9 protein-coding genes are annotated in these 14,908 nt (G+C 55.5%); 2 read left to right on the forward strand and 7 right to left on the reverse strand.

What is annotated here, in order from left to right:
- Positions 1 to 9: 9 nt before the first annotated feature.
- Positions 10 to 2,400: a maltodextrin phosphorylase gene (gene malP, locus MC50_RS06525; protein WP_032698660.1), complete on the reverse strand. Its 2,391-nt coding sequence runs from the start codon at positions 2,398 to 2,400 to the stop codon at positions 10 to 12.
- Positions 2,401 to 3,021: 621 nt separating this feature from the next.
- On the opposite strand from malP, the gene malT reads away from it, so the two are divergent.
- Positions 3,022 to 5,727 (forward strand): HTH-type transcriptional regulator MalT, encoded by a 2,706-nt coding sequence (gene malT / locus MC50_RS06530; protein ID WP_032690435.1) that lies wholly within the window; start codon positions 3,022 to 3,024, stop codon positions 5,725 to 5,727.
- A gap of 6 nt (positions 5,728 to 5,733) precedes the next feature.
- Here malT and MC50_RS06535 read toward each other — a convergent pair whose 3' ends face one another.
- The 3 genes from MC50_RS06535 to glpE all read right to left on the reverse strand — a co-directional run bounded on the left by MC50_RS06535 (position 5,734) and on the right by glpE (position 7,862).
- A complete protein-coding gene (locus MC50_RS06535; RefSeq protein WP_004868507.1) occupies positions 5,734 to 6,492 on the reverse strand; it encodes a DeoR/GlpR family transcriptional regulator in 759 nt (252 codons plus the stop codon).
- A gap of 68 nt (positions 6,493 to 6,560) precedes the next feature.
- On the reverse strand, positions 6,561 to 7,391 hold the full coding sequence (gene glpG, locus MC50_RS06540) for a rhomboid family intramembrane serine protease GlpG (protein WP_032698658.1): 831 nt from the start codon (positions 7,389 to 7,391) through the stop codon (positions 6,561 to 6,563).
- Between the two features lie 141 nt (positions 7,392 to 7,532).
- Positions 7,533 to 7,862, reverse strand: a complete 330-nt coding sequence (glpE, locus tag MC50_RS06545) for a thiosulfate sulfurtransferase GlpE (RefSeq protein ID WP_032690433.1) — start codon at positions 7,860 to 7,862, stop codon at positions 7,533 to 7,535.
- A gap of 213 nt (positions 7,863 to 8,075) precedes the next feature.
- Between glpE and glpD the strand changes: the two genes are divergently transcribed.
- Complete coding sequence (gene glpD / locus MC50_RS06550; RefSeq protein ID WP_032690432.1) at positions 8,076 to 9,584, forward strand: glycerol-3-phosphate dehydrogenase; 1,509 nt, start codon at positions 8,076 to 8,078, stop codon at positions 9,582 to 9,584.
- A gap of 86 nt (positions 9,585 to 9,670) precedes the next feature.
- Here the strand turns inward: glpD and glgP are convergent, their stop codons facing one another.
- The 3 genes from glgP to glgC are packed head-to-tail and all read right to left on the reverse strand — an operon-like array spanning position 9,671 to position 14,864.
- Entirely contained in the window at positions 9,671 to 12,118 is a 2,448-nt protein-coding gene (gene glgP / locus MC50_RS06555) for a glycogen phosphorylase (protein WP_032690431.1), read from the reverse strand.
- A gap of 17 nt (positions 12,119 to 12,135) precedes the next feature.
- On the reverse strand, positions 12,136 to 13,569 hold the full coding sequence (gene glgA, locus MC50_RS06560; RefSeq protein WP_032698654.1) for a glycogen synthase GlgA: 1,434 nt from the start codon (positions 13,567 to 13,569) through the stop codon (positions 12,136 to 12,138).
- Entirely contained in the window at positions 13,569 to 14,864 is a 1,296-nt protein-coding gene (gene glgC / locus MC50_RS06565; RefSeq protein WP_032690430.1) for a glucose-1-phosphate adenylyltransferase, read from the reverse strand. The genes glgA and glgC overlap by 1 nt, the downstream gene beginning before the upstream one ends.
- Positions 14,865 to 14,908 lie beyond the last annotated feature (44 nt).

Raw genomic sequence — 14,908 nt, forward strand, 5'->3', positions numbered from 1 at the left:
GGCCTGTCCTTAGCGTTTTGCCTGCCAGATACGTTGTTGATAGTCGCGAATTGAGCGGTCGGAGCTGAACATGCCGCAGCGCGCGGTATTCAGAATCGTCGCGCGAGTCCAGGCTTCCTGGTCACGGTATAACTCATCCACCTGTTTCTGCGCGGCAACATACGCTTCGAAGTCCGCCAGCACCAGGTACGGGTCGCCGCCTTTCAGCAGGCTGTGCAGCATCTGGTCGAAAGCATGCTTGTCGCCATCGCTATACTTGCCGCTTTCCAGCTCTTTCAGGACCGCATCCAGCAGCTTGTCCTTTTTACGCCATTTCAGCGGGTCATAACCTTTCGCTTTCAGCGCCTTAACTTCTTCAACGGTGTTACCAAAGATAAAGATATTCTCTTCGCCGACCTGTTCGGCGATTTCAACGTTCGCACCATCAAGAGTCCCGACGGTCAGCGCGCCGTTCAGCGCCAGCTTCATGTTGCCGGTACCGGAGGCTTCTTTCCCCGCCGTGGAGATCTGTTCTGAGACATCCGCCGCTGGAATCAGCATTTCCGCCGCAGAGACGCAGTAATCCGGCAGGAAGACCACTTTCAGCTTGTCGCCCACCAGCGGATCGTTATTCACCGCCTGCGCCACCTTGTTGATAGCAAAAATAATATTTTTTGCCAGGTAGTAGCCCGGTGCGGCTTTCGCCCCGAACAGGAACACGCGTGGCACGCGGTCCGCCTGCGGGTTTTCACGAATCTCTTTGTACTGCGCCAGAATGTTCAGCAGATTGAGATGCTGACGCTTGTACTCGTGCAGACGCTTAATCTGGATATCGAAAATCGCCTGCGGGTTGATCTCGATGCCGGTACGCGTCTTAACAAACTCAGCCAGGCGAACTTTGTTAGCCAGCTTAATCTCACGGTAGGTCTGGCGGAACGCAGCATCGTCAGCATATTTCTCCAGATGGATCAGCTGATCGAGGTCGTTAGCCCACTCTTTCTTCAGCGTCTTATCCAGCAGCGCGGCCAGTTCCGGGTTGCACTGTTTAATCCAGCGGCGCGGCGTAATACCGTTGGTCACGTTGTGGAACTTATTCGGCCACAGCTGGTGATATTCCGGGAACAGATCTTTCACCACCAGGTCGGAGTGCAGCGCGGCAACGCCGTTGACCGCAAAGCCGCTGACCACGCACATGTTCGCCATGCGAACCTGCTTGTCATGCACCACCGCCAGTTTCGCCCACACCTGCTTATCGCCAGGCCAGGTTTTCTCGACCAGCTTCTTAAATCTGTCATTAATCTCTTTAATGATCTGCATATGACGCGGCAGCAGGGCTTTTACCAGCTTCTCGTCCCAGCACTCCAGCGCTTCAGGCATCAGCGTGTGGTTGGTATAGGCGAAAGTTTTGCTGGTGATGGCCCAGGCGTCATCCCAGCTCAGCTGGTGCTCATCGATCAGCACGCGCAGCAGTTCAGGAATGGCGATGGTCGGGTGGGTATCGTTGAGCTGGATTACTTCGTAATCCGCCAGCTCTGCCAGCTTACGACCCGCAAGATGGTGGCGACGCAAAATATCGGCAACCGAACAGGCGCACTGGAAGTATTGCTGCATTAAGCGCAGCTTTTTCCCTGCCTGATGGTTATCGTTCGGGTAAAGCACTTTAGTCAGTTTTTCCGCGTCGATACCCTGCTGCTCTGCGCGCAGGAAATCGCCATCGTTAAATTTGGTCAGGTTAAATGGATGCGCATGGGTCGCCTGCCACAGACGCAGCGGCTGCGCCACGTTATTGCGGTACCCCAGCACCGGCAGATCCCAGGCCTGGCCGGTAATCACGAACGCCGGTTCCCAGGCGCCGCTTTTGCTGACCTTACCGCCGATCCCAACCTGCACATCCAGCTGTTCGTTATGACGGAACCACGGGTAGCGGCTACGCCCCCAGTCATCCGGTGCTTCAACCTGCTGGCCATCTTCGAAAGACTGGCGGAACAGACCATACTGATAATTCAGGCCATAGCCGGTTGCCGACTGGCCAACGGTCGCCATGGAGTCGAGGAAACATGCTGCCAGACGGCCCAGACCACCGTTGCCGAGGCCCGGATCGATCTCTTCTTCCAGCAGATCGGTCAGGTGAATGTCATGAGCCTTCAGCTCATCGCTCACCCCTTGATACCAACCCAGGTTCAACAGGTTGTTGCCGGTCAGGCGACCGATCAAAAACTCCATAGAGATGTAGTTGACGTGACGCTGCCCTTTGGCCGGTTTCGCCACCGGTTGAGCGGCCAACAGCTCGGCAAGCGCGCCGCTTACGGCGTGCCACCACTGACGCTGAGTCATCTCAGAAGCGGACTGTAAGCCAAAATGCTGCCACTGACGGGTCAGTGCAGCCTGAAACTGATCTTTATTAAAAGAAGTCTGTGACATAAGAAATCCGGGTCCTTTACTAAAACGTTGGCGTTAGTGTGCCGACCTCCTGAAGCAACGTCCTCATCCCGATGGGGATTAGGCAGGGAGGAGCAGCAGGGATGAGCGAAAAGTGTGATCGTGGCCACTATAACGGTAGCTCTCCGTCAGAAACATGCTGAAAAATTCACCACACAGAAACACTATGTTGCTCTTCACCATCAGAAGAATATTTGTTACAGGCCGAGACAAAGCGTTGGATAAAACACCATTCCGCAATTATCACGAAATAAAAATAAGCATTGTGTAAAAATAATCCTGCCTGATGACACAAATACGCCAAAACGATTATTTATAAGATTTCCCTTAAATTAACTTAATAAAAACATACAACTACGAAAAAATGGAGTGAATGCCATTTTACTTGTGCCGGGTGCGGGGAAAACCCAGTAACCACGCACGCTGGTACCGGTTTTACAACGAAAGGACTTTAATTGGGAATTTGTGACCTGGTGCAAATTCAAGAGCATAAAATTCGGACATAACTTGCAATAATTTTCATTATCGCCGACCTTAATAGTCATTAATTACGAAGCGCAAAAAAAATCGCAAATCCTCTCTTGCACAGCGAAATGATTAACTATGTTGATTCCGTCTAAATTAAGTCGCCCAGTCCGCCTTGAACACACCGTGGTTCGCGAGCGATTGCTGGCTAAACTTTCCGGCGCGAACAATTACCGTCTCGTGTTGGTCACCAGCCCCGCTGGGTACGGCAAGACAACGCTCATCTCTCAGTGGGCGGCGGGGAAAAATGAACTTGGCTGGTTTTCGCTGGATGAAGGCGATAACCAACAGGAGCGTTTTGCCAGTTATCTGATCGCCTCTGTTCAGCAGGCTACCGGCGGCCACTGCGTGGCCAGCGAAACCATGGTGCAGAAACGCCAGTATGCCAGCCTGCCCTCGCTTTTCGCGCAGCTGTTTATTGAGCTTGCCGACTGGCAGCGCCCGCTGTATCTGGTGATTGATGATTATCATCTGATCAACAATCCGGTGATTCACGATGCGATGCGCTTCTTCCTCCGTCATCAACCGGAGAATATGACCCTGGTGGTGCTCTCGCGTAACCTGCCGCAGCTCGGCATTGCCAACCTGCGCGTGCGCGATCAGCTGCTGGAAATCGGCAGCCAGCAGCTGGCATTTACCCATCAGGAAGCAAAACTCTTTTTCGACTGTCGTCTGGCTTCGCCGATTGAAGCTGAAGACAGCAGCAGGCTGTGCGACGACGTCGCCGGCTGGGCCACGGCGCTTCAGCTTATTGCTCTGTCCGCCCGCCAGAATAACTCCTCCGCCCACCACTCAGCCCGTCGTCTTGCCGGTATTAATGCCAGCCATCTCTCCGATTATCTGGTGGATGAGGTCCTGGATAATGTCGACGCGCGGACGCGTAACGTTTTGCTGAAAAGCTCGCTGCTGCGTTCAATGAACGATGCGCTCATCGTTCGCGTGACCGGGGAAGAAAACGGGCAAATGCAGCTGGAAGAGATTGAACGTCAGGGCCTGTTCATGCAGCGGATGGACGATTCCGGCGAATGGTTCCGCTATCACCCCCTGTTTGGCAATTTCCTGCGCCAGCGCTGCCAGTGGGAGCTGGCAACCGAATTACCTGAAATTCACCGCTCTGCCGCCGAAGGCTGGATGGCGCTGGGCTTCCCGAGTGAAGCCATTCATCATGCGCTGGCGGCCGGCGATGCGAAAATGCTGCGCGATATTTTACTGAATCATGCCTGGGGCATGTTTAACCACAGCGAACTGGGACTGCTCGAACAATCGCTGGCGGCGCTGCCGTGGTCAAACCTGCTGGAAAATCCGCGTCTGCTCCTGCTGCAGGCCTGGCTGATGCAAAGCCAGCACCGTTACAGCGAAGTCAACACCCTGCTGGCGCGCGCCGAGCAGGAGATGGACATGAAAATGGATACCGCGATGCATGGCGATTTCAACGCCCTGCGTGCACAGGTGGCCATTAATGCGGGCGATCAGGAAGAGGCCGAGCGTCTGGCCATGGTCGCGTTAGAAGAGCTGCCGTTGGCCAGCTACTATAGCCGAATTGTTGCGACATCGGTCCACGGTGAAGTGCTGCATTGTAAAGGCCAGTTAAGTAAATCTCTGGCGGTCATGCAACAGACGGAACAGATGGCCCGCCGCCACGATATCTGGCACTACGCGCTGTGGAGCATGATCCAGCAAAGCGAGATTCTCTTTGCCCAGGGCTTCCTGCAGGCCGCCTGGGAAGTGCAGGAGAAAGCTTTCCAGCTTATCCGCGAACAGCATCTCGAGCAGCTGCCGATGCATGAATTCCTGCTACGTATTCGCTCACAGCTGCTGTGGGCCTGGGCGCGGCTGGATGAAGCGGAAGCGTCCGCACGTAATGGCATGGATGTCCTGTCAAGCTATCAGCCGCAGCAGCAGCTGCAGTGTCTGGCCCTGATGGTGCAGTGCTCGCTGGCCCGCGGCGATTTGGATAACGCCCGCAGCCACCTCAACCGCCTGGAGAACCTGCTCGGCAATGGTCACTATCATAGCGACTGGGTATCAAACGCCGATAAAGTCCGGGTGATCTACTGGCAGATGGTCGGTGATAAAGCCGCGGCCGCCAACTGGCTGCGCCAGACGCCGAAACCGGAATTCGCCAATAACCACTTCCTGCAAAGCCAGTGGCGCAACATTGCCCGGGCGCAAATTCTGCTGGGTGATTTTGACTCGGCGGAAATGGTGCTGGAAGAGTTGAACGACAATGCCCGCTCTTTGCGTTTGATGAGCGATATTAACCGCAACCTGCTGCTGCTCAACCAGCTTTACTGGCAGGCGGGACGGAAAAGCGAAGCGCAAAAAGTCCTGCTGGAGGCGCTTGCACTCGCCAACCGCACCGGGTTTATCAACCACTTTGTGATTGAAGGCGAAGCCATGGCGCAGCAGCTGCGCCAGCTGATTCAGCTTAATACGCTGCCGGAGCTGGAACAGCATCGCGCCCAGCGCATCCTGCGCGATATCAACCAGCACCATCGCCACAAGTTTGCCCACTTTGATGAGGGCTTTGTCGAACGGCTACTGAGTCATCCGGAAGTCCCGGAACTGATTCGCACCAGCCCGCTGACCCAGCGTGAATGGCAGGTACTGGGGCTGATCTATTCCGGCTACAGCAACGAACAGATTGCCGGTGAGCTGGACGTGGCGGCCACGACCATTAAAACCCACATTCGTAATCTGTATCAGAAGCTGGGAGTCGCCCACCGCCAGGATGCGGTACAGCACGCCCAGCGGCTGCTTAAAATGATGGGATACGGCGTTTAACGCCGTTTAGCACAGTTCCAGCTGAAGGTTGTTGTCCGTAATCACCTTCAGTACGCCTGCCGGCGGCATCACATCGGTGTAGACCGCATCGACCATGCTGATGCTGCCCATATTCACCATCGCATTGCGGCCAAATTTCGAGTGATCCACTACCAGCATCACGTGGCGCGAGTTTTCAATAATCGCGCGTTTGGTGCGAACTTCGTGGTAATCAAACTCCAGCAGCGAACCGTCGCTGTCTACGCCGCTGATACCGAGAATGCCGAAATCAAGGCGAAACTGGGAGATAAAGTCCAGCGTCGCCTCGCCGATAATGCCGCCATCCCGACTGCGCAGCTCGCCGCCCGCCAGAATAATGCGGAAATCCTCTTTCACCATCAGCGTGGTGGCCACGTTCAGGTTGTTGGTGACGATACGCAGATCGTTATGCTCCAGCAGCGCATGTGCAACCGCTTCCGGCGTGGTGCCGATATCGATAAACAGTGTCGCGCCATCGGGGATCTGGCTGGCCACCTTGCGGGCAATACGCTCTTTTTCCTGCGTCTGGGTGGCCTTCCTGTCGTGCCAGGAGGTATTTACCGAACTGGAAGGCAGCGCGGCTCCGCCGTGGTGGCGCAGGATCATCTTCTGTTCGGCGAGGTCATTCAGGTCACGACGAATGGTCTGTGGGCTGACGGCAAACTGCTCAACCAGCTCTTCCGTACTGACATATCCCTGTTTTTTTACCAGCTCGATAATGGCGTCATGACGTTGTGTTTGTTTCATGAAATATCCCTGGGATTATAAGACTCGCATAAAGGCGCTGTCGTTGCAGAGAGCCGGGTAAGACGGCCCTATGTTCGCTTTCGCACATGTTGCGTATCGACAAACGCCATCGCCAGCCCGGTCAGGAGACCCGCCACATGCGCACCGTTCGCAATCGACATGCCAAAAACATCAAACCATCCAGCAATTAACCACACTAAAGAGAAGAGTATCAAGCCACGCTGCAAATAGACGCCGCTTTGCGGATCCCGTTCTCCACGCAGCCAGACATAGCCCATCAGCGCATACACGACGCCGGATAACCCACCAAACCAGGGGCCGCTAAACTGGTGCTGAATAAACCCGCTTAACAAGGCGCTAATGACGGTAATGACCACCAGCTTGCCGCTGCCGATGCGTTTCTCCACCGCCCCGCCAAGGTACCACCACCATAGCAGGTTAAACAGGATATGCATCAGCGAGAAGTGCATGAAAGCATGGCTAAAGTAGCGCCAGACTTCAAATTTCAGCGACGGGTCATACGGCCAGGCCAGCAGCAACATTACCGGCTGGTCGCCGAGGATATTTTGCAGCGCAAAGACCGCAATGCAGACGAGCAGAATCGCCCATGTAAACGGCCCGGCGTTGTGGCGCAGGGTGGCAAAAAAGGGAAAGCGCTGGTAGCGCAGCCCGCTATTGGTGTGCCCGGATTGCCAGCTGGCCGCCAGATAACGCGGATCGGCAGGGTTTTCCAGGAAGCGAGCCAGTTCAGCCTGCACCCGCCCGGCCTGACTCTCATCGGCCAGCCAGACATCGCTCTGATCATGCTGCTGAATGGTCAGGATAACGCCCTGTGTCGCCATGTAGTCGACAAACGCCTGGGCCACACGCGGGTTAGCAAAAGAGGTAATCATTAACATACAGCGGATCGCTTATTCCACACAAAGGGGGCTAGTATATACGAGTTTGCAGGAGTGGCGCGCCCGGGACGTCCTTGAACAACACATCCGCAGCCATGCCATCTGAAACAAGACGGGAATAACGGTATGACGTGCTAACGCTTAAAGCGCGCCATGTTCCACTTCCGCCGGGAAATGACGATGCCACGCATCGAACCCGCCATCCACGCTGTAAACCTTGTCATAGCCCTGCTGTAGCAGATACTGCGCGGCGCCTTTACTGCTATTGCCGTGGTAACACATCACCATCACCGCGGTGTCAACGTCGTTATCGCGCATGAACGCGCCCAGCGTATCGTTGGTCAGATGAAACGCACCCGGCGTATGTCCCATCGCAAAACTCTGCGGATCGCGGATATCCACCAGCACCGCCATTGCCTGATGCAGTTTCTGGTGCGCTTCTTCAACATTGATACATTCAAAGTGGTCCATGTGCTCTTTCTCTATATAGCGGAATGATATTGCTGACCCGTTACCGGCCATGATTCTACTACCTAGTTTACCGTCAGACGGGAAATAAACGCCAATATGTTACACGCATCACTCTGAAATGTTTTTTTGATGTTACCAATGGCGCGTTTGTTTGCTATATTGAGCGATAACGAACATTTATGAGCTTAAACGAAAGTGCCAGAGGTAGCGAACGTGGAAACCAAAGATCTGATTGTGATAGGGGGAGGCATCAACGGTGCCGGTATCGCGGCAGACGCCGCCGGGCGTGGTTTATCCGTACTGATGCTGGAAGCACGCGATCTCGCCTGCGCCACTTCCAGCGCCAGTTCGAAGCTGATTCACGGCGGGCTGCGCTACCTCGAACACTACGAATTCCGCCTCGTCAGCGAAGCGCTGGCCGAACGTGAAGTGCTGTTAAAAATGGCGCCGCATCTCGCCTTTCCGATGCGCTTTCGTCTGCCGCATCGCCCGCACCTGCGTCCGGCATGGATGATCCGTATTGGTCTGTTTATGTACGATCACCTGGGGAAACGTACCAGCTTACCCGGCTCAACCGGCTTGCGATTTGGCGCAGAATCGGTATTAAAACCTGAAATCGTGCGCGGTTTCGAATATTCCGACTGCTGGGTCGACGATGCGCGTCTGGTACTGGCTAACGCGCAGATGGTGGTACGCAAAGGTGGCGAGGTCCGGACCCGTACCCGGGCAATTTCGGCGAAACGTGAAAACGGCCTGTGGATTGTCGAGGCGGAGGATATCGATACCGGCGAGAAATTCACCTGGCAGGCCCGTGGCCTGGTCAATGCGACCGGCCCGTGGGTCAAACACTTCTTTGACGAAGGGATGCACCTGCGCTCACCGTACGGCATTCGCTTGATTAAGGGCAGCCATATTGTGGTGCCGCGCGTGCACACCCAGAAGCAGGCCTACATTCTGCAAAACGAAGACAAACGCATTGTGTTCGTGATCCCATGGATGGATGAGTTCTCGATAATCGGTACCACCGACGTTGAGTACAACGGCGATCCGCAGAAAGTGGCGATCGATGACAACGAGATCAACTATCTGCTGAACGCCTATAACGCACACTTCAAAAAGACGCTGTCCCGTGACGATATCGTCTGGACCTACTCCGGCGTCCGTCCGCTGTGCGACGATGAATCGGATTCGCCGCAGGCGATTACCCGCGATTACACCCTGGATATCCATGACGAACAGGGCCAGGCGCCGCTGCTGTCGGTATTTGGCGGCAAGCTGACGACCTATCGCAAGCTGGCCGAGCACGCGCTGGAAAAACTGACGCCCTACTACAAAGGCATCGGTCCGGCCTGGACCAAAACCGCGGTGCTGCCCGGCGGGGATATCGACGGTGACCGCGACGATTACGCGGCCAAACTGCGCCGCCGGTTCTCATTTATCAGCGAATCGATGGCGCGTCACTATGCCCGCACCTACGGCAGCAACAGCGAGCTGATCCTCGCAGAGGCGGCATCGGTAGCGGATTTGGGTGAAGATTTTGGTCATGAGTTCTATGAAGCCGAGCTGAAATACCTGGTGGAGCATGAGTGGGTACGCACTCTTGAGGATGCCATCTGGCGCCGGACGAAACAGGGCATGTGGCTGAATGACCAGCAGCAGGCGCGGATCGGCGAATGGCTGGCGCAGCACGCGGGAAAGTCTGAGCTTTCGCTGGCGTCGTAAGCCACCACAACCTGCGCCTGCGGGGAGTTTACGCATAGAATGCATAAAAAACGGGGCCAGTGGCCCCGTTTTCACTGCGTAACCGGCTACAGCCTTACCGGGTCGATATGCCAGATATGGTCGGCGTATTCCTGAATCGTACGGTCAGAAGAGAAATAGCCCATGTTGGCGATATTATGCATCGCTTTCATCGCCCACTCTTCCGGATGACGATACAGCTCATCCACCTTATCCTGGCAATCCACATAGCTACGGTAATCAGCCAGCACCTGATAATGGTCACCGAAGTTGATCAGCGAATCCAGCAGATCGCGATAGCGACCCGGCTCCGACGGGCTGAACAGTCCGGTACCGATTTGCGTCAGCGCCTGATGCAGCTCCGGATCCTGTTCGTAAAATTCCCGCGGCTTGTAGCCGTTACGACGCAACGCCTCCACCTGTTCCGCGGTATTGCCGAAGATAAAAATATTATCCTCGCCCACGTGCTCCAGCATCTCGACGTTCGCGCCGTCCAGGGTACCGATGGTCAAGGCGCCGTTAAGCGCAAATTTCATATTACTGGTTCCGGAAGCTTCCGTACCTGCCAGCGAGATCTGCTCAGAAAGATCCGCCGCCGGAATAATCAGCTGCGCAAGGCTAACGCTGTAGTTCGGGACAAACACCACTTTTAGCTTATCGCCAATCTGCGGATCGTTGTTCACCACCGCCGCCACATCGTTAATGAGGTGAATAATGTGCTTGGCCATGTAATAAGCGGAGGCGGCTTTACCCGCAAAGATATTCACGCGCGGCACCCATTCGGCGTCAGGATCGGCCTTAATACGGTTGTAGCGGGTAATGACGTGCAGGACGTTCATCAGCTGACGTTTGTATTCGTGGATACGTTTGATTTGCACGTCAAACAGCGCTTTCGGGTTCACCACCACATTCAGCTGATGGGCAATCACGTTTGCCAGCCGCTGCTTGTTCTCCAGCTTCGCCTGACGTACGGCCTGATTTACCGTCGGATAGTCAATATGCTGCTCCAGCTCCTTGAGCTGGCTCAGATCGGTACGCCAGGTACGGCCGATGTTCTCGTCCAGCACCTTCGACAACGGCGGATTCGCCAGCGCCAGCCAGCGGCGCGGCGTCACGCCGTTGGTGACGTTAATAAAACGCATCGGGAAAATCGTTGCGAAGTCGGCAAACAACGACTCCACCATCAGCCTGGAGTGCAGTTCGGAAACGCCGTTCACCTTATGACTAATCACCACCGCCAGCCATGCCATGCGCACGCGACGGCCGTTGGATTCGTCGATAATCGACGTGCGACTCAGCAGCGCGGTATCATTGGGATACTGCTCCTGCAGCGTCTTCAGGAAGTAGTCATTGATCTCGAAAATAATCTGCAAATGGCGCGGCAGAATTTTCCCCAGCATATCGACAGGCCAGGTCTCGAGCGCTTCACTCATCAACGTATGGTTGGTGTAGGAGAAGACCTGGCAGGTGACTTCAAACGCCTCATCCCAGCCGAACTTATGCTCGTCAATCAGCAGGCGCATCAGCTCCGGAATCGACAGCACCGGATGGGTGTCGTTGAGGTGAATCGCAATTTTGTCTGCCAGGTTAGCAAAGGTTTTATGCAGCTGATAATGGCGGTTGAGAATATCCTGCACCGTCGCGGAGACGAGGAAATATTCCTGCCGCAGACGCAGCTCGCGCCCGGAGTAGGTCGAGTCGTCCGGATACAGTACCCGGGAGACGTTTTCGGAATGGTTTTTATCTTCTACCGCCGCGAAGTAATCACCCTGATTAAATTTACCGAGGTTAATCTCGCTGCTGGCCTGGGCGCTCCACAGACGGAGCGTGTTGGTCGCGTCGGTATCAAAGCCCGGGATAATCTGATCGTAGGCTTCCGCCAGGATCTCTTCGGTTTCAACCCAGCGCGCCTGTTTACCTTCCTGCTGAATGCGTCCGCCAAAGCGCACTTTGTAACGCGTATTATGCCGTTCAAATTCCCACGGGTTGCCGTATTCAAGCCAGTAATCCGGGGACTCTTTCTGCCGCCCGTCAACGATGTTTTGCTTAAACATCCCGTAGTCATAGCGGATACCGTAACCACGGCCAGGCAGGCCCAGCGCCGCCAGCGAGTCGAGGAAACAGGCGGCCAGGCGCCCAAGACCGCCATTGCCCAGCCCCGGGTCATTCTCTTCGTCAATCAGCTCTTCAAGGTTCAGCCCCATCTCTTCCAGCGCGCTGTTCACATCTTCGTAGATGCCCAACGACAGCAAGGCGTTCGAAAGCGTACGGCCAATCAGAAATTCCATCGACAGGTAATAAACCTGGCGTACTTCCTGAGAAAGCTGAGCGCGATTCGAGCGCAGCCAGCGCTCCACCATACGGTCGCGGACGGCAAACAGCGTGGCGTTGAGCCACTCATGCTTATTGGCGATGGCCGGATCTTTACCAATGATAAACATCAGCTTATAGGCAATAGAGTGCTTTAATGCCTCAACGCTCAGCGTGGGTGATGCATAGCTAAAGGGTACATTCATCACAATGACTCCTGTGGTTACAGCAAGCGTTGATAAAGTTCGCGATAAGAGTGCGCCGCGACCTGCCAGCTAAAATCCATATTCATCGCCTGACGCTGAACGTAACGCCAGAGCGACGGGCGCGACCACAGCACGAACGCGCGCCGAATTGCCCGCAGCAGCGATAGTGCATTGCTGTCCTCAAAGACAAAACCGCTGGCCACGCCATCGGCCAGATTTTCCAGCGAACTGTCGGTCACGGTATCCGCCAGACCACCGGTACGCCGCACCAGCGGCAGCGTGCCGTACTTCAGGCCATACAGCTGTGTTAAGCCACAGGGCTCAAAACGGCTGGGAACCAGAATCACGTCGGCGCCCCCCATGATGCGGTGTGAAAAGGCCTCGTGATAACCAATCTGCACGCCAACCTTGCCCGGATGCTCGGCGGCCGCAGCGAGGAAACCTTCCTGGAGTACCGGGTCTCCTGCGCCAAGCAGCGCCAGTTGCCCACCCTGCTCAAGCAGGCCCGGCAGCGCTTCGAGAACTAAATCCAGCCCTTTCTGGCTGGTCAAACGGCTGACCACGGCGAACAGCGGGACTTTGTCGTCTACTTTCAGCCCCATCGCGATTTGCAGCTGGCGCTTGTTCTCCGCTTTGTCCTCAAGGCGATCGCGGTCATAACGCGACGCCAACAGCAGGTCACTCTCCGGGTTCCAGATGCCCGCATCCACGCCGTTCAGGATCCCCGATAGCCGCCCCTCGTGCTGGCGCTGACGCAGCAGCCCTTCCATGCCGTAGGCAAATTGCGGTTCGGTTATTTCCCGCGCGTAGGTCGGACTGACCGCCGTAATATGATCGGCGTAATAGAGCCCGGACTTGAGGAACGAGATCTGGCCGTTGAACTCCAGGCCATGCATGTTATAGAACGACCACGGCAGTTCGATCTCATTCATGTGCCAGGAGTAGAACATCCCCTGATAGGCCAGATTGTGTACCGTAAAGACCGATTTCGCCGGTCGTCCACGCGCGGCCAGATAGGCTGGAGTCAGACCCGCATGCCAGTCGTGAGCATGCACGACATCAGGACGCCAGAAAGGATCCAGCCCGCAGGCCATCTCGCTACCTACCCAACCCAGCAGCGCAAAACGCAGCACGTTGTCGGTGTAAGCATGTTGGTTAGTATCGTGGTAAGGGCTCCCTGGGCGGTCGTAGAGATGCGGGGCATCAATCAAATAGATCCCCACGCCGTTATAGTGACCAAACAGCAGCGTCATGCGTCCGGCAAAAGTATCCCGCCGCGTCACCACCTGCGCATCGGTGACGCCACGGCGAATGTCCGGGAACGCCGGCAGCAGCACGCGCGTATCAATACCTTCAGCGATTTGCGCCGCAGGTAGCGCGCCGATCACATCCGCCAGACCGCCGGTTTTTAACAGCGGGAACATCTCTGAACATACATGTAAGACCTGCATTATCGCTCCTGTTTATGCCCCAACTTCCGCAACATATCACGCGTAACCAGCACGATGCCTTCCTCTGAACGGTAGAACCGACGCGCATCCTCTTCCGCGTGTTCGCCGATCACCATGCCCTCAGGAATCACGCAGGCACGATCGATTACGCAGCGGCGCAGGCGGCATGAGCGCCCCACCCACACTTCTGGCAATAAGACTGCCGAATCAATATTACAGAATGAATTCACGCGCACGCGCGGGAACAGCACCGATTGCACCACCACGGAGCCGGAGATAATACAGCCGCCGGAAACCAGCGAGTTCAACGTCATACCGTGACTCCCCGAGCGGTCCTGAACGAACTTCGCGGGCGGCAGAGACTCCATATGGGTGCGAATCGGCCAGTTCTGATCATACATGTCCAGCTCCGGCGTCACCGAAGCCAGGTCCAGGTTCGCTTTCCAGTAGGCTTCAAGCGTACCCACATCGCGCCAGTACGGTTCCGCATCCGGGTCAGACTGCACGCAGGAGAGCGGGAATGGATGTGCATAAGCCATGCCAGCTTCGGTTATCTTCGGAATAATATCTTTGCCGAAATCGTGGCTGGAGTTTTCGTCGTTATCATCTTCAGTCAGCAGTTCATAAAGATAATCCGCATCAAAGACATAGATCCCCATGCTGGCCAGCGATTTGGTCTCATCGCTCGGCATCGCCGGCGGTGTCGCCGGTTTTTCGACAAATTCGATAATTTTATCGCTTTCATCCACCGCCATAACGCCAAAGGCGGATGCCTCTTCAATGGGCACCGGCATACAGGCCACGGTGCAGCGAGCCCCTTTTTCGACGTGATCGATCAACATGCGCGAGTAGTCTTGCTTGTAAATATGATCGCCGGCGAGGATCACCACATACTCCGCTTTGTAGCGACGAATGATATCGAGGTTCTGCGTCACCGCATCCGCCGTGCCGCGATACCAGTTTTCGCCATGCACCCGCTGTTGCGCTGGCAGTAAATCGACGAACTCGTTCATTTCTTCGCTGAAAAACGACCAGCCGCGTTGGATATGTTGCACCAGAGTGTGCGATTGATACTGGGTGATGACGCCGATGCGGCGAATACCTGAGTTAATGCAGTTAGATAATGCGAAATCAATTATGCGAAACTTACCGCCGAAATGGACAGCCGGTTTTGCACGCTTAATAGTTAAGTCCTTAAGCCGGGTACCGCGTCCACCCGCAAGAATCAACGCAACGGTTTTGATGGGGAGCTGACGCGCCAGCATCAACGGATCGTTCTTTTCTAGCCTAACCATGATTAACTCCTTTTGACATCCCAGCCTTCCTGTCCCTCTCACCG

Source organism: Klebsiella planticola, from assembly GCF_000783935.2.
Classification (GTDB): Bacteria; Pseudomonadota; Gammaproteobacteria; order Enterobacterales; family Enterobacteriaceae; genus Klebsiella; species Klebsiella planticola.